Here is a 15,299-nt window from a genome sequence, read left to right as displayed (position 1 = left end):
CGTCGACTCCCTCCTCCGCCTTGCGATCGCACGCACCAGGCCCCACCGGCCCCGCCCTTCGGGCGGCCGGAGCTACTTTGACGACACTCCCTAGAGGGCGGCCAGCGCCGACGTGATCGCGGCCGCCTGCGCCGGGGACTGGGCCTGCTCGATGCGCACCGCGTCGCACCCCACCCACTGCGCCGCCTCCCGCAAGGCCTGCGCCATCGGCCGGGCGGCCTTCGGGGAGGTCAGCGAGACCCGGCGGGCCACCAGGGTGGTGCCTTCGCGGGCCGGGTCGACGCGGCCCTGGAGCCGGCCGCCGGCCAGCAGGGGCATCGCGAAGTAGCCGTGGACCCGCTGGGACTTGGGGACGTACGCCTCCAGGCGGTGCGTGAAATCGAAGATCCGCTCGGTGCGCGGGCGGTCCCAGACCAGGGAGTCGAACGGCGACAGCAGGGTGGTGCGGTGGCGGCCGCGCGCAGCGGTGGCCAGCGCCGCCGGGTCGGCCCACGCGAGCTTGGGCCAGCCCTCCACGCTCACGGGAACCAGGCCGGAGTCCTCGATCACCGCGTCGAACTGGTCTCCCTTGAGACGGTGGTAGTCCGCGATGTCGGCGCGCGTGCCGACCCCGAGGGACCGGCCGGCCAGGGCCACCAGGCGGCGCAGGCACTCGCGGTCGTCGAGATCGTCGTGCAGCAGTGCGTCAGGGACCGCCCGCTCGGGCAGGTCGTAGACCCGCTTCCAGCCGCGCCGCTCCGAGCAGACCACCTCGCCGGTGTCGAGCAGCCACTCCACCGCGATCTTGGTCTCGGACCACTCGAACCACTCACCGCCGTTCTTGGCACCGCCCAGCTCGGTCGAGGTCAGCGGGCCGTCGGCTTTGAGGCGGTCCAGGACCGCCTTCGTCGAGCGCTCCTTGTCCTGGAGGACGTGCCAGCGGTGGCCGCGCGCCCGCCGGGCACGGCGGCGGAAGGCGAAATGCGGCCACTCCTCGATGGGCAGGACGCAAGCCGCGTGCGACCAGTACTCGAAGGCGTGAGAATCGCTCCAGTACGCCTTCTCCACCGTCGGCCGGCCGACCGCGCCCAGGCGCGCGTAGGGGACCAGCTCGTGGGAGCGCGCCAGGACCGAGATGGTGTCCAGCTGCACGGCGCCCAGGTGGCGCAGCACGCCGCGGACCGAGCCCTTGCGGTCGGGCGCGCCGAGGAAGCCCTGCGCGCGCAGGGCTATCCGGCGGGCCTCGTCGGCGGACAGGGACACGATCGGCGGGGGCGCCAGGCTGGTCATGGTGCGCAGCCTAGGCGGCGCCACTGACAGCCGGCAGGTAGGGCAGCGCGGGAATCAGGCCGAGGTCCGAGGGGAGCAGCGCGCCGACCCAGCAGTCCCGCGAGGTGCCGTCCCTGTGGGGCAGGGCGGCGCGCAGGGTGCCCTCGAAGCGGAAGCCCGCCTTCTCGGCGACGGCCCGGGAGCCGGCGTTGCCGACTTCGGCCCGCCATTCCAGCCGTACGGCGCCGACCTCGGTGAAGGCCCAGCGGGCGACGGCGGACACGGCCTCGGCCATGTAGCCGCGGCCCCGGTGCTCCTTCGTCGCCCAGTAGCCGATTTCGTGCGACTTCGTCCCGAAGGCCTCGTGCACGTGGACGCCGACGGCCGCGACGAGCGGGCCGCGGGGGCCGAGACGTACGGCGAAGCTGTAGCCGGTGTCCTCGCGCCAGCCGGCCGGGACGCTCTCGCCGACGAAGCTCCGCGCGTGCGCGCGCTCGTAGGGGGAGGGGACCATGGTCCAGCGCTGGATGTCGGGGTCCTGGGCGGCGGCGTAGACCTCGTCCTCGTCCTGTGCGGCGAAAGGCCGCAATTCCAGCCGGGTCGTGATCAGTGTGGTGGGCTCCATGAGCGGATTCTGCTGCCCGGCCGGTATCAGACGCGAACACTTTTCGGGAAAATCGGCGCGGGACGCGGCACCTTCCCCGGTCCCGGTACGTTCTCATTCCGGGCGCGCGTGCCCTGCGGACACGACGGACCTCCCGACGCGACCACGTCCTCGCTTACGATGGCCGTTGCGGTGGGGCCCACCTGCCGTGCCCGTGTACGTACAGTGCCCAGGCCCGACCGGCAAGGAGACAAACCTCGGTGTCCGTCTTCAACAAGCTCATGCGTGCAGGCGAAGGCAAGATCCTGCGCAAACTGCACCGCATCGCGGACCAGGTCAACTCCATCGAAGAGGACTTCGTCAACCTCTCCGACGCCGAGTTGCGTGCGCTCACGGACGAGTACAAGCAGCGGCACCAGGACGGCGAGAGCCTGGACGACCTGCTGCCCGAGGCCTTCGCCACCGTGCGCGAGGCCGCGAAGCGCGTCCTCGGCCAGCGGCACTACGACGTCCAGCTCATGGGCGGCGCGGCGCTGCACCTCGGCTACGTCGCCGAGATGAAGACCGGTGAGGGCAAGACCCTCGTCGGCACGCTGCCCGCGTACCTGAACGCACTCTCGGGCAAGGGCGTCCACCTGATCACGGTGAACGACTACCTCGCCGAGCGCGACTCCGAGATGATGGGCCGGGTCCACAAGTTCCTCGGCCTGGAGGTCGGCTGCATCCTGGCGAACATGTCGCCGGCGCAGCGCCGCGAGCAGTACAACTGCGACATCACGTACGGCACGAACAACGAGTTCGGCTTCGACTACCTGCGCGACAACATGGCGTGGTCGCACGAGGAGCTGGTCCAGCGCGGCCACAACTTCGCCGTGGTCGACGAGGTCGACTCGATCCTCGTCGACGAGGCCCGCACGCCGCTGATCATCTCCGGCCCGGCCGACCAGGCCACCAAGTGGTACGCCGACTTCGCCAAGCTGGTCACCCGGCTCACCAAGGGCGAGCCCGGCCAGCCGCTCAAGGGCATCGAGGAGACCGGCGACTACGAGGTCGACGAGAAGAAGCGCACCGTCGGCATCCACGAGTCCGGTGTCGCGAAGGTCGAGGACTGGCTCGGCATCGAGAACCTCTACGAGTCGGTGAACACCCCGCTCGTCGGTTACCTGAACAACGCGATCAAGGCCAAGGAACTCTTCAAGATCGACAAGGACTACGTCGTCATCGACGGCGAAGTCATGATCGTCGACGAGCACACCGGCCGTATCCTCGCGGGCCGCCGCTACAACGAGGGCATGCACCAGGCGATCGAGGCGAAGGAAGGGGTGGACATCAAGGACGAGAACCAGACCCTCGCCACGATCACCCTGCAGAACTTCTTCCGCCTCTACTCGAAGCTGTCCGGCATGACCGGTACGGCCATGACCGAGGCCGCGGAGTTCCACCAGATCTACAAGCTCGGCGTCGTGCCCATCCCGACGAACCGCGCGATGGTCCGCAAGGACCAGGCCGACCTGATCTACCGCACCGAGGTCGCCAAGTTCGCCGCCGTCGTCGACGACATCGCGGAGAAGCACGAGAAGGGCCAGCCGATCCTCGTCGGTACGACGTCGGTCGAGAAGTCCGAGTACCTCTCCCAGCAGCTCTCCAAGCGCGGCGTCCCGCACGAGGTGCTCAACGCCAAGCAGCACGACCGTGAGGCGACGATCGTCGCCCAGGCCGGCCGCCGGGGCGCGGTCACGGTCGCCACGAACATGGCCGGCCGCGGTACCGACATCAAGCTCGGCGGCAACCCGGACGACCTGGCCGAGGCCGAGCTGCGCCAGCGCGGCCTGGACCCGGAGGAGCACATCGAGGAATGGGCGCACGCCCTGCCCGAGGCGCTCACCAGGGCCGAGGCGGCGGTGAAGGCGGAGTTCGAGGAGGTCAAGGAGCTCGGCGGGCTGTACGTGCTGGGCACCGAGCGGCACGAGTCGCGCCGTATCGACAACCAGCTGCGCGGCCGCTCCGGCCGACAGGGAGACCCGGGCGAGTCCCGCTTCTACCTGTCGCTGGGCGACGACCTGATGCGCCTGTTCAAGGCCCAGATGGTCGAGCGGGTCATGGCCATGGCCAACGTGCCGGACGACGTCCCGATCGAGAACAAGATGGTCACGCGGGCCATCGCGTCGGCGCAGTCGCAGGTCGAGACCCAGAACTTCGAGACGCGCAAGAACGTCCTGAAGTACGACGAGGTCCTCAACAGCCAGCGTGAGGTCATCTACGGCGAACGCCGCCGGGTGCTCCAGGGAGAAGACCTGCACGAGCAGGTGCGCTTCTTCATGGACGACACCATCGACGCGTACATCGCGGCCGAGACGGTCGAGGGCTTCGCCGAGGAGTGGGACCTGGACCGGCTCTGGGGCGCCTTCAAGCAGCTCTACCCGATCAAGGTGACGGTGGAGGAGCTGGAGGAAGCGGCCGGCGACCGGGCCGGCATCACCGCCGAGTTCATCGCCGAGTCGGTCAAGGACGACATCCACGAGCAGTACGAGGCGCGCGAGAAGACGCTCGGCTCCGACATCATGCGCGAGCTGGAGCGGCGCGTGGTCCTCTCGGTGCTGGACCGCAAGTGGCGCGAGCACCTCTACGAGATGGACTACCTCCAGGAGGGCATCGGCCTGCGGGCCATGGCCCAGAAGGACCCGCTGGTCGAGTACCAGCGCGAGGGCTTCGACATGTTCAACGCCATGATGGACGGCATCAAGGAGGAGTCCGTCGGCTACCTGTTCAACCTGGAGGTCCAGGTCGAACAGCAGGTCGAGGAGCTTCCCGTGCAGGACGCGCCGGTGGCGGTGGCGCCGAGGCCGGAGATCCGGGCCAAGGGCCTGGACGCTCCGCAGCGGCCGGACCGGCTGCACTTCTCCGCACCGACGGTGGACGGGGAGGGCGGGGTCGTCGAGGGCGACTTCGATGCCGATGGCTCCGCCGGTGAGGGTGGGGACGGGATGACGCGGGCGGAGCGGCGGAAGGCGCAGAAGGCGTCCGGGGGGCGGCGTCGCAAGAAGTAGCCCCCGCTGGGCTGTGCACGTCGGCCGGGGCCGGACACCGTGGGGTGTCCGGCCCCGGCCGCGTTGTACCTGCGGTGCGGTGCGGTGGGGGTGCGGTGCGGCGCCGTTGCCGGGGGCGTTGCCCCCGGAATCCCGCGCCTCAAACGCCGGCGGGGCTGGAAGGCCCTGGGGCGCTGCCCCCGGACCCCGCGCCACAAACCCCCCTGGACTCCGTCCGGGGATACCCCTGGCGAGGCTGGATTTGGCTGGCGGGCGGGGATTCGGCCGGCGTGGCGTTAGGTGCGCGGGGAGTGGATTTCGATTGCCGCGCAGCGCCAGCGGAGGTCCGGGCCCTGTTCCAGGCGGAAGGCCATCGCCGAGACGCGGTCGCCGGTCGCGATGCGGGCGAAGGCCTCGATGACGCCCGGGCCCGGGTGGAAGCGGCCGCAGTGGCGCAGCACGGGGCGGAGGCGGTCGCGTAAGGGGCCTGTGGGGGCCAGGGAGGCCAGCTGCTCGTACGCGGGGCCCACGGTGAGGCCGAGCAGTGAGTGGACCGGCCGCTGGCCGCTGAGGACCGCCAGCAGGCGTTCGGCGAACCAGTCGTGCGGGCCGAGCCGGCGGATGGCCCGTGGGGTGCTGGTGGGGCGCCGCTGGTCGCGTCGGCCTGCCGGGCGGGTCCGGCTCGGACCGCCGGCCCTGCTGCGACTTCCCTCGCCGCCGATCGTGCCGCGCGTCGTCGTGTCCATGGCGTCTCCCCGAACAGGCCGGGCCCGGTGCGGTACCAGGCGGTAACTTGGTGGGGGATTTCTACGGCCGCCGTTCACGCTCCGCAACCGCGTGGGGGCGTGTGCCGGGGCGGTGGCCCGGTTCACCTATCCGAGTGGGCGCAGGGCTGCGGGGTGGCCGCCGAGGGCCTGCCCGGGGGACGGCGGTGGACGCCCCGCGGGCCGGCTCCCGCACCCCGAAGGGGGACGCCGCCGTCACCCGGCGGACGGAGTCCGGCGTCGCCCAGGGCCCTGTGGGCGGGCAGTCGTATCCTGGGGGCGTTTCCGACTACCGAAAGCAGCCGGCCATGCGCGTGTACGTACCCCTGACACTCCCCGGGCTCGCCGAAGCGCACAAGGCGGGCGAGCTGGGGCCCGCCCCGCTGCGGGCGTACGCGGTGACCCCCGGGCTGCGTGAGTGGTACGTGTCGGACGACATCGAGGAGCTGGAGTACGCGGCCCTGAACCGCGCCGCCGCCGCTTCCCTGCGGCTGGTCTCCGCCGACGCGGACGCCCCCCGCGAGCGGGTCGTGGTCGCGCTCGACGTCGACGACAAGGCCGTCACCGCCGTCCCCGGGCTCGACGAGGACACCCTCGGCCAGGTGACCCTCGCCGCGCCCGTACGGCTCGCCGTGGCCGCCGCCGTGCACGTGGACGCCGCCGATGCGCGCGAGGACGTCGCCGCGGCCGTGAACGCCCTGGAGGCCGCCGACGGCGGGGACGCCGACGCGCAGTTCGTCGTGGATGGCGCCGAGGACCACGACCTGCTCTGGTACGGCGTCCAGGAGATCCCGGGGCTGCTGAAGTGACCGCCCGCACCGCCCGTACCGCCCGCGCCCCCCACATCGTCTGGGACTGGAACGGCACGCTGCTGCACGACATCGACGCCGTGATAGCCGCGACCAACGCCTCCTTCGCCGAGTTCGGCTTCGCGCCGATCACCCTGGAGACCTACCGCGACCTGTACGTCGTCCCGGTCCCCAAGTTCTACGAGCGCCTCATGGGCCGACTTCCCACCGACGCCGAGTGGATCGTCATGGACGAGACCTTCCACCGGCACTACTGGGCGGCCGCCGACGCCGCCGGGCTGGCCGAGGGCGCGCTGGAGCTGCTCCGGGGCTGGCAGGCGGACGGACTCACCCAGTCCCTGCTGTCCCTCGCGCCCCACGAGAAGCTGATCCCGCTGGTGCGCACGCACGGCATCGACCGGCACTTCCTGCGCGTCGACGGGCGGACCGGTCCCTCGCACACCACGAAGGCGGGGCATCTCGTACGCCATATGGCCGCCATGGAGGCAGCCGGTGTGGACGCCACCCGTACGGTGCTCATCGGAGACGCCGTGGACGACGCGCTCGCCGCGGCCCACGTGGGCGCCCGGGCGGTGCTGTACACCGGAGGTTCGCACAGCCGCACAAGTCTTGAATCAGCCGGTGTTCCCGTCGTCGACACCCTGGCCGAGGCCGTAGCCGCAGCTCGCGATTGGGCCGGATAACACCGCTCTGCACGGGCGGGCGGTCGCGTCGCTGTCCAGAGTGTCAAAGTTCGACCCCCGGTTTTGTGCCGATGCGGCTCGTGACGAGGCGGGGGTGAGTGGAGATAGCCTTGTACCCGTGATCAGCGCGATAGTCATCGGGGGCACTGAGGCCTCCGACCCGCGCCCGGCGCACGACCGTGCCCGGGCCTTCGCTGATCGCCGCCGCCGGGACCTCGTGCCGATCATGGCCGAAACGCTCCCGGTCGGCCTTCTCGACGACATAGCGTCGGTAACGATTCCGGACGGACACCAACATCCCGCCTCATCGCGGCGCTGTGTCATTCCTTCCTTCACCTACGTCACGCAATGGCGCGCGACAGGAGCCAGAGGACATGCAGACCAAGCTGGACGAAGCAAAGGCCGAGCTGCTCGCACGGGCGGCCCGGGTAGCTGAGAACAGCCCGGCCGGGGGGCTACTTCCGACTGGGTCCGAGCCGGGGGAGCGTCCCGATCAGGGCACGACGCTCGCCTACCTCCAGCGCTACTACCTGCACACGGCACCCGAGGACCTCGTGGACCGGGACCCGGTCGACGTGTTCGGCGCGGCTCTCTCCCACTACCGGCTCGCCGAGAACCGGCCGCAGGGCACCGCGAACGTGCGCGTGCACACCCCCACGGTCGAGGAGAACGGCTGGACTTCCAGCCACTCGGTCGTCGAGGTGGTCACCGACGACATGCCCTTCCTGGTCGACTCCGTCACCAACGAGCTGTCCCGACAGGGCCGCGGCATCCACGTCGTGATCCACCCGCAGGTCGTCGTACGCCGTGACGTCACCGGCAAGCTGATCGACATCCTCGGCCCCGACTGTGCCCACCCGTCGCCCGACCGCCACCCCTCAACGAGCGCCTCCGGCGCGCCGGACGTTTTCGGTCCCAGGACCGCGCGCCCCCACGACTCCCTCGTCGAGTCCTGGATCCATGTCGAGATCGACCGCGAGACCGACCGGGCCGACCTCAAGCAGATCACCGTCGATCTGCTGCGCGTCCTGTCCGACGTACGCGAGTCCGTCGAGGACTGGGAGAAGATGCGCGACGCGGCGCTGCGCATCGCCGACGAGCTGCCGAACGAGCCCACCGCGCCCGACCTGCGCCCGTACGAGCTCGAAGAGGCCCGTGAGCTGCTGCGCTGGCTCGCCGACGACCACTTCACCTTCCTCGGCTTCCGCGAGTACAACCTCGTCGACGGCGACGCCCTGTCCGCCGTGCCCGGCACCGGCCTCGGCATCCTGCGCTCCGACCCGCACCACAGCGGCCAGGACGACGCGCACCCCGTCTCGCCGTCCTTCAACCGGCTGCCCGCCGACGCCCGCGCCAAGGCCCGCGAGCACCACCTGCTGGTGTTGACCAAGGCCAACAGCCGCGCGACCGTGCACCGCCCCTCGTACCTCGACTACGTGGGCGTCAAGAAGTTCGACGCCGACGGCAACGTCGTCGGCGAGCGCCGCTTCCTCGGCCTGTTCTCCTCCGCCGCGTACACCGAGTCCGTGCGCCGTGTCCCCGTCATCCGCCGCAAGGTGGCCGAGGTCCTCGACGGCGCCGGCTTCTCGCCGAACAGCCACGACGGCCGCGACCTGCTCCAGATCCTGGAGACCTACCCGCGCGACGAGCTGTTCCAGACCCCGGTCGACAAGCTCCAGGAGATCGCCACCTCCGTCCTGTACCTCCAGGAGCGCCGCCGGCTGCGGCTGTACCTGCGACAGGACGAGTACGGCCGCTACTACTCGGCGCTCGTCTACCTGCCGCGCGACCGCTACACCACCGGTGTGCGGCTGCGTCTGATCGACATCCTGAAGGAGGAACTCGGCGGCACCAGCGTCGACTTCACCGCCTGGAACACCGAGTCGATCCTCTCCCGCATCCACTTCGTCATCCGCGTCCCCCAGGGCACCGAGCTGCCCGTCCTGACCGACGCCGACGTGGAGCGCATCGAGGGCCGACTGGTCGAGGCCGCACGCTCCTGGGCCGACGGCTTCGCCGAGGCCCTCGTCGCCGAACTCGGCGAGGAGCGCGCCGCCGAACTGCTGCGCCGCTACGGCACCACCTTCCCCGAGGGCTACAAGGCCGACCACTCGCCGCGCGCCGCCGTCGCCGACCTGGTCCACCTGGAGAGGCTCTCCGCCAGCGACCGCGAGTTCGCGCTCTCGCTGTACGAGCCGGTCGGCGCGGGCCCCGGCGAACGCCGGTTCAAGATCTACCGCACCGGTGAGCAGGTCTCGCTCTCCGCGGTCCTGCCGGTCCTCCAGCGCCTGGGCGTCGAGGTCACCGACGAGCGCCCGTACGAGCTGCGCCGCTCCGACCGGGTCAGCGCCTGGATCTACGACTTCGGTCTGCGGATGCCCCTTCCCTCCGGGAGCGGCGACGGCGCGGCTGCGTCCAACTACCTCGGCGACGACGCGCGCGAGCGCTTCCAGGAGGCCTTCGCCGCGGTCTGGCGGGGCGAGGCCGAGAACGACAACTTCAACTCCCTGGTGCTGAGCGCCGGGCTCACCTGGCGCCAGGCCGTGGTGCTGCGCGCGTACGCCAAGTACATGCGCCAGGCCGGTTCGACCTTCAGCCAGGACTACATGGAGGACACCCTCCGCAACAACGTCCACACCACCCGGCTGCTGATCTCGCTCTTCGAGGCGCGGATGTCGCCGGACCGGCAGCGGGCCGGCACCGAGCTGACCGACGCGCTGCTGGAGGAGATGGACCTGGCGCTCGACCAGGTCGCCTCGCTCGACGAGGACCGCATCCTGCGCTCCTTCCTCACGCTCATCAAGGCCACCCTGCGCACCAACTTCTTCCAGGAGGCGGCGGGCGGCAAGCAGCACGAGTACGTCTCGATGAAGTTCGACCCGCGGGCCATCCCGGACCTGCCCGCGCCCCGCCCGGCGTACGAGATCTGGGTCTACTCGCCCCGCGTCGAGGGCGTCCACCTGCGCTTCGGCAAGGTCGCCCGCGGTGGTCTGCGCTGGTCCGACCGTCGCGAGGACTTCCGTACCGAGGTCCTCGGCCTGGTCAAGGCGCAGATGGTGAAGAACACCGTCATCGTGCCGGTCGGCGCCAAGGGCGGCTTCGTGGCCAAGAACCTGCCGGACCCGGCCGTCGACCGCGACGCCTGGCTGGCCGAGGGCATCGCCGCGTACCGCACCTTCATCTCCGCGCTGCTCGACATCACCGACAACCTGGTGGCCGGCGAGGTCGTGCCGCCCGCCGATGTCGTCCGGCACGACGGCGACGACACGTACCTCGTCGTCGCCGCGGACAAGGGCACCGCGACCTTCTCCGACATCGCCAACGAGGTCGCGCAGTCCTACAACTTCTGGCTCGGTGACGCCTTCGCGTCCGGCGGCTCGGCCGGCTACGACCACAAGGGCATGGGCATCACCGCCCGCGGCGCCTGGGAGTCGGTCAAGCGCCACTTCCGGGAGCTGGGGCACGACACCCAGAGCCAGGACTTCACGGTCGTCGGCGTCGGCGACATGTCCGGCGACGTCTTCGGCAACGGCATGCTGCTCTCCGAGCACATCCGTCTCGTCGCGGCCTTCGACCACCGGCACATCTTCATCGACCCGAACCCGGACGCGGCGACCTCGTACGCCGAGCGCCGCCGGCTGTTCGAGCTGCCGCGCTCCTCGTGGGCCGACTACGACAAGGCGCTGCTCTCCACGGGCGGCGGCATCCACCCGCGTACGGCCAAGGCCATCCCGGTCAACGCGCAGATCCGCGCGGCCCTCGGCATCGAGGGGAACGTCACCAAGATGACCCCCGCCGAGCTGATGCAGGCCATCCTCAAGGCCCCCGTCGACCTGCTGTGGAACGGCGGCATCGGTACGTACGTCAAGGCGACCGCCGAGACGCACGCCGACGTCGGCGACAAGGCCAACGACGCCATCCGCGTCAACGGCTCGGACGTACGCGCCAAGGTCATCGGCGAGGGCGGCAACCTCGGCCTGACCCAGCTCGGCCGGATCGAGTTCGCCCGCAGCGGCGCCGGCGGCGACGGCGGCAAGATCAATACCGATGCCATCGACAACAGCGCGGGCGTCGACACCTCCGACCACGAGGTGAACATCAAGATCCTGCTCAACGCGGTGGTCGCGGACGGCGACATGACCGTCAAGCAGCGCAACAAGCTGCTCGCCGCGATGACCGACGAGGTCGGCCACCTGGTGCTGCGCAACAACTACGCGCAGAACGTCGCGCTCGCCAACGGCGCCGCCCAGGCCCCCAGCCTGCTCCACGCCCAGCAGCGCTTCATGCGCCGCCTGACGCGCGACGGACGGCTGGACCGCGCGCTGGAGTTCCTGCCCACCGACCGGCAGATCCGCGAACTGCTCAACGCGGGCAAGGGTCTGACCCAGCCGGAACTGGCCGTCCTGTTCGCCTACACCAAGATCACGGTGGCGGACGAGCTCATCGCCACCGAGCTGCCGGACGACCCGTACCTGCGCCGCCTGCTGCACGCGTACTTCCCGGCCCCCCTGCGCGAGAAGTTCCACGAGCAGATCGAGGCGCACGCGCTGTGCCGGGAGATCATCACGACCCTCCTGGTCAACGACACCGTCAACAGCGGCGGTTCGACCTTCCTGCACCGGCTGCGCGAGGAGACCGGGGCCTCCCTGGAGGAGATCGTCCGCGCACAGCTCGCGGCCCGCGAGATCTTCGGCCTCTCCGACGTCTGGGACGCGGTCGAGGCGCTGGACAACAAGGTCGCCGCCGACGTCCAGACCCGGGTGCGGCTGCACTCGCGGCGCCTGGTCGAGCGCGGCACGCGCTGGCTGCTCAACAACCGGCCGCAGCCGCTCCAGATCACCGAGACCATCGGCTTCTTCGGGGAGCGGGTGTCGCAGGTCTGGGCGGAGCTGCCGAAGCTGCTGCGCGGCCCGGACCTGGAGTGGTACCAGTCGATCATGGACGAGCTCATCGGTGAGGGCGTCCCGGAGGAACTGGCCGCCAAGGTCGCCGGTTTCTCCTCCGCCTTCCCGACGCTCGACATCGTCGCGATCGCGGACCGCACCGGCGCCGCTCCGCTGGACGTCGCCGAGGTGTACTACGACCTCGCCGACCGCCTCGACATCACCCAGCTGATGGACCGGATCATCGAACTGCCGCGGGCCGACCGCTGGCAGTCCATGGCCCGCGCGTCCATCCGCGAGGACCTGTTCGCGGCGCACGCGGCGCTGACCGCGGACGTGCTGTCGGTGGGCAACGGCGACTCGACTCCCGAACAGCGCTTCAAGGCGTGGGAGGAGAAGAACGCGGCGATCATCGGGCGCGCGCGGACGACCCTGGAGGAGATCCGGGGCTCGGACGACTTCGACCTGGCGAACCTGTCGGTGGCGATGCGCACGATGCGCTCGCTGCTGCGCACGCACGCCTGACCCGCTCGGCCTGGGCCCCGGCCCCCGGAACACGTTCCGGGGGCCGGGGCCTTCGGCTTGTGCGGCCGGGTCCGCGGTGAGGGCGTCAGGCCTTGGTGAAGGCCTCGTACGCGTCGCAGACCTCCGCCGAGGGGCCGTCCATGCGCAGGACGCCCGACTCCAGCCAGATCGCCCGGTCGCAGGTCTGGCGGACGGTGCCGATGCCGTGGCTGACGAGGAAGACGGTGCCGGCGTGTTCGCGCAGTTCCTCGATGCGGGCCTGGCTGCGGCGCTGGAAGGCCGCGTCGCCGGTGGCCAGGGCCTCGTCGATCATCAGCACGTCGTGGTCCTTGGCGGCGGCGATGGAGAAGCGCAGCCGGGCGCCCATGCCGGAGGAGTACGTCCGCATGGGCAGGGAGATGAAGTCGCCCTTCTCGTTGATGCCGGAGAAGTCGACGATGCCCTGGTAGCGCTCGCGGATCTGCCGCTTGGACATGCCCATCGCGAGCCCGCCGAGGACGACGTTCCGCTCGCCGGTCAGGTCGTTCATGAGGGCGGCGTTCACGCCCAGGAGGGACGGTCGGCCCTGCGAGTAGATCGCGCCGCGGGCGACCGGCTGGAGGCCGGCGATCGCGGCGAGCAGGGTGGACTTGCCCGAGCCGTTGGAGCCGATGAGGCCGATCGCCTCGCCCTTGTACGCGGTGAAGCTGACGCCCTTGACGGCGTGCACCTCGCGGATGCCGGGGGCGGGTCCGCGCGAGAAGATCCGGCTGAGCGCGGCGGTGGCGCCGCCCTTGCGGGCGCCGGAGCCGTGCACCTTGTAGACGACGTGGACCCCGTCCGCGATGACGGTGGGGGTTCGGGTCGCGGTGTGGGTCGCGGTGCGGGTTGCGGTGTCAGCCACGGCCGTACTCCTCCTCGGCTTTCCAGAAGTAGATGAAGCCGCCGACGCCGGCGAGCAGCGCCCAGCCGATGGCGATCGGCCACACGTGGGCGGGCAGCGACTGGGCGGTGAAGCTGTCGATCAGGGCGAAGCGCATCAGGTCGATGTAGACGGCGGCCGGGTTGGCCTTGAGCGCGAGGGAGACCCACTGCGGCAGGTGGTCCGTCCTGAGCAGCGAGTCGATGGACCACATCACGCCCGAGGAGTACATCCACGTCCGCAGGACGAAGGGCATCAGCTGGCTGACGTCGGGACTCCTGCTGCCGATGCGGGCCATGACGAGGGCGCAGCCGGCGCAGAAGACGGCCGTCAGGAGGAGGGCCGGGACGGCCAGCAGCCAGGACGGGCCGGGCCTCTGGCCGAAGGCCAGGAGCAGGAGGATCAGGGCGGCCATCGAGACGAGCAGCTGCTGGAAGAGCTGGACGACGGTGGAGAGGGGGAGGGCGGCCCGCGGGAAGTGCAGCGCCCGGACCAGGCCGCGGTTGCCGTGGACGGCGCGGGTGGCGGCGTTGACGGAGCTGCCGATGAAGTCCCAGACGAAGACGCCGGTGATCAGGAACGGCACGTAGTCGGGTACGTCGTGGCTGGCCCGCATCACGATGCCGAAGACGAAGTAGTAGACGGCGGCGTTGAGCAGCGGGGTCACCAGATGCCAGACCTGGCCGAGCCGGGCGGTGCTGTACGTGGCGTGCATGCGGGCGGTGGCGTACGCCGTCACGAAGTGGCGGCGGTCCCACAGCTGGGCGAGGTAGTGGGGAAGGGTCGGGCGGGCGCCGCTGACGGTGAGGCCGTGGGCTGCCGCCAGGGTCGCGGGGCTCGGGGGGTGCGGGGTGGGTGTGGTGGTGGCGGTCGCGGTCACGGGAGTCGCTTTCGACGGGGTCAGGGCGTCGCTGGCGACGGAACAGGTCCGTATCGTCGCTACGGTGAGGCTAGGCGGCGTAGCGACGGAACGCAACCGTATCGTCGTGACGTCGGGCGCGGCTATGCTGTGGGCATGACCATGGATCCCGCCGCCTCTGCCGCTCCCGCCCGCCGCGCTCCGGCCGGGGCCGCCGTCCTGCGCGAGGACGTCACCGAGGCGATCCGTGCGGCGGTGCTCGCGGAACTGGCCGCGGTCGGCTTCGCCCGGATGTCCATCGAGGGTGTCGCGCGCCGGGCCGGGGTCGGCAAGACGGCCGTGTACCGGCGGTGGAAGTCGAAGCTGCACCTGGTGCTGGACCTCGTGGGGGCCTTCGCCGCCGACGGGCTGCCGGTGCCGGCGACCGGGTCGCTGTACGGGGACGTACGGGCGCTGCTGGAGGTCATGTCACACGTGCTGCGGCACCCGATCGCCTCGGCGGTGATCCCGGACCTGCTGGTGGAGGCCGCGCGGAATCCCGAGATCGCGCAGGCCGTGCGGGGCGCGGTGCTGGACGGCCAGCGGAGGCTCGCCGAGGGGATCGTTGCGGAGGCCGTTGCGCGGGGCGAGCTGGCGGAGTCCGTGACCGCCGAGCGGGCGCTCGATCTGGCGATCGGGCCGTTGTACTGGCGGCAGGTGGTCGTACGGGACGAGGTGTCCGCGGGCTACCTGGACGAGTTGGCGCGGTCGGTGGTGGCCGGGCTGACCGTCGCCTCCGGCTGACCGGGGGGCCGCGCGCCGCGCCTTCTCCCCGCCCCGCCCTTTCGCCATCCCCCAGACTCCGTCCGGGGGGACCCCCAGCTGGGCTCCGCCCCGGACCCCGCGCCCCAAACCCGCCCGGACTCCGTCCAGGGGTACCCCAGGACTCCGTCCAGGGGTACCCCTGGCGGGGCTGGATGGTGCCGACGGGGATGGGCGTGCACGGCGCGGCCGACCG

Annotated in this window: 10 protein-coding genes; 5 read left to right on the top strand and 5 right to left on the bottom strand. The window is 71.1% G+C overall.

Annotation, left to right across the window (positions count from 1 at the left end):
• Nucleotides 1–90: 90 nt before the first annotated feature.
• Together ACWDYJ_RS18345 and ACWDYJ_RS18340 are read right to left on the bottom strand one after the other, a co-directional pair.
• Nucleotides 91–1,269: a winged helix-turn-helix domain-containing protein gene (locus tag ACWDYJ_RS18345; RefSeq protein ID WP_451566594.1), complete on the bottom strand. Its 1,179-nt coding sequence runs from the start codon at nt 1,267–1,269 to the stop codon at nt 91–93.
• A 10-nt stretch (nt 1,270–1,279) separates the two neighbouring features.
• Nucleotides 1,280–1,873 (bottom strand): GNAT family N-acetyltransferase, encoded by a 594-nt coding sequence (locus ACWDYJ_RS18340; RefSeq protein ID WP_451566593.1) that lies wholly within the window; start codon nt 1,871–1,873, stop codon nt 1,280–1,282.
• 239 nt (nt 1,874–2,112) lie between these two features.
• Here ACWDYJ_RS18340 and secA point away from each other — a divergent pair, with 239 nt between their 5' ends.
• Nucleotides 2,113–4,899 (top strand): preprotein translocase subunit SecA, encoded by a 2,787-nt coding sequence (gene secA / locus ACWDYJ_RS18335; RefSeq protein WP_451566592.1) that lies wholly within the window; start codon nt 2,113–2,115, stop codon nt 4,897–4,899.
• Between the two features lie 275 nt (nt 4,900–5,174).
• Here secA and ACWDYJ_RS18330 read toward each other — a convergent pair whose 3' ends face one another.
• Nucleotides 5,175–5,624, bottom strand: coding sequence for an Rv3235 family protein (locus tag ACWDYJ_RS18330; protein ID WP_451566591.1), 450 nt, complete (start codon nt 5,622–5,624; stop codon nt 5,175–5,177).
• A gap of 326 nt (nt 5,625–5,950) precedes the next feature.
• On the opposite strand from ACWDYJ_RS18330, the gene ACWDYJ_RS18325 reads away from it, so the two are divergent.
• The 3 genes from ACWDYJ_RS18325 to ACWDYJ_RS18315 all read left to right on the top strand — a co-directional run bounded on the left by ACWDYJ_RS18325 (nt 5,951) and on the right by ACWDYJ_RS18315 (nt 12,542).
• Nucleotides 5,951–6,451 (top strand): DUF6912 family protein, encoded by a 501-nt coding sequence (locus tag ACWDYJ_RS18325; RefSeq protein WP_451566590.1) that lies wholly within the window; start codon nt 5,951–5,953, stop codon nt 6,449–6,451.
• Nucleotides 6,448–7,134 (top strand): HAD family hydrolase, encoded by a 687-nt coding sequence (locus tag ACWDYJ_RS18320; RefSeq protein WP_451566589.1) that lies wholly within the window; start codon nt 6,448–6,450, stop codon nt 7,132–7,134. The genes ACWDYJ_RS18325 and ACWDYJ_RS18320 overlap by 4 nt, the downstream gene beginning before the upstream one ends.
• 374 nt (nt 7,135–7,508) lie before the next feature.
• Nucleotides 7,509–12,542 carry an NAD-glutamate dehydrogenase gene (locus ACWDYJ_RS18315; RefSeq protein WP_451566588.1) on the top strand — a complete coding sequence of 1,678 codons (5,034 nt, stop codon included), beginning with the start codon at nt 7,509–7,511 and terminating at the stop codon, nt 12,540–12,542.
• A gap of 85 nt (nt 12,543–12,627) precedes the next feature.
• Here ACWDYJ_RS18315 and ACWDYJ_RS18310 read toward each other — a convergent pair whose 3' ends face one another.
• Nucleotides 12,628–13,425 carry an ABC transporter ATP-binding protein gene (locus ACWDYJ_RS18310; protein WP_451566587.1) on the bottom strand — a complete coding sequence of 266 codons (798 nt, stop codon included), beginning with the start codon at nt 13,423–13,425 and terminating at the stop codon, nt 12,628–12,630.
• Complete coding sequence (locus tag ACWDYJ_RS18305; RefSeq protein WP_451566586.1) at nt 13,418–14,323, bottom strand: ABC transporter permease; 906 nt, start codon at nt 14,321–14,323, stop codon at nt 13,418–13,420. Before ACWDYJ_RS18305 ends, ACWDYJ_RS18310 begins: the two co-directional genes overlap by 8 nt.
• Nucleotides 14,324–14,458: 135 nt before the next feature.
• On the opposite strand from ACWDYJ_RS18305, the gene ACWDYJ_RS18300 reads away from it, so the two are divergent.
• Nucleotides 14,459–15,085: a TetR/AcrR family transcriptional regulator gene (locus ACWDYJ_RS18300; RefSeq protein ID WP_451566585.1), complete on the top strand. Its 627-nt coding sequence runs from the start codon at nt 14,459–14,461 to the stop codon at nt 15,083–15,085.
• Nucleotides 15,086–15,299: the final 214 nt, after the last annotated feature.

The sequence above is a fragment of the Streptomyces sp. NPDC003042 genome (genome assembly GCF_053591315.1).
This window is presented reverse-complemented; position numbering and strand designations above follow the sequence as displayed.

Bases quoted from the DNA above. Each gene is read 5' to 3' on its own strand.
- ACWDYJ_RS18340 (WP_451566593.1), bottom strand. From the start codon at position 1,873: ATGGAGCCCACCACACTGATCACGACCCGGCTGGAATTGCGGCCTTTC.
- ACWDYJ_RS18300 (WP_451566585.1), top strand. From the start codon at position 14,459: ATGACCATGGATCCCGCCGCCTCTGCCGCTCCCGCCCGCCGCGCTCCG.
- ACWDYJ_RS18315 (WP_451566588.1), top strand. From the start codon at position 7,509: ATGCAGACCAAGCTGGACGAAGCAAAGGCCGAGCTGCTCGCACGGGCG.
- ACWDYJ_RS18345 (WP_451566594.1), bottom strand. From the start codon at position 1,269: ATGACCAGCCTGGCGCCCCCGCCGATCGTGTCCCTGTCCGCCGACGAG.
- ACWDYJ_RS18325 (WP_451566590.1), top strand. From the start codon at position 5,951: ATGCGCGTGTACGTACCCCTGACACTCCCCGGGCTCGCCGAAGCGCAC.
- ACWDYJ_RS18330 (WP_451566591.1), bottom strand. From the start codon at position 5,624: ATGGACACGACGACGCGCGGCACGATCGGCGGCGAGGGAAGTCGCAGC.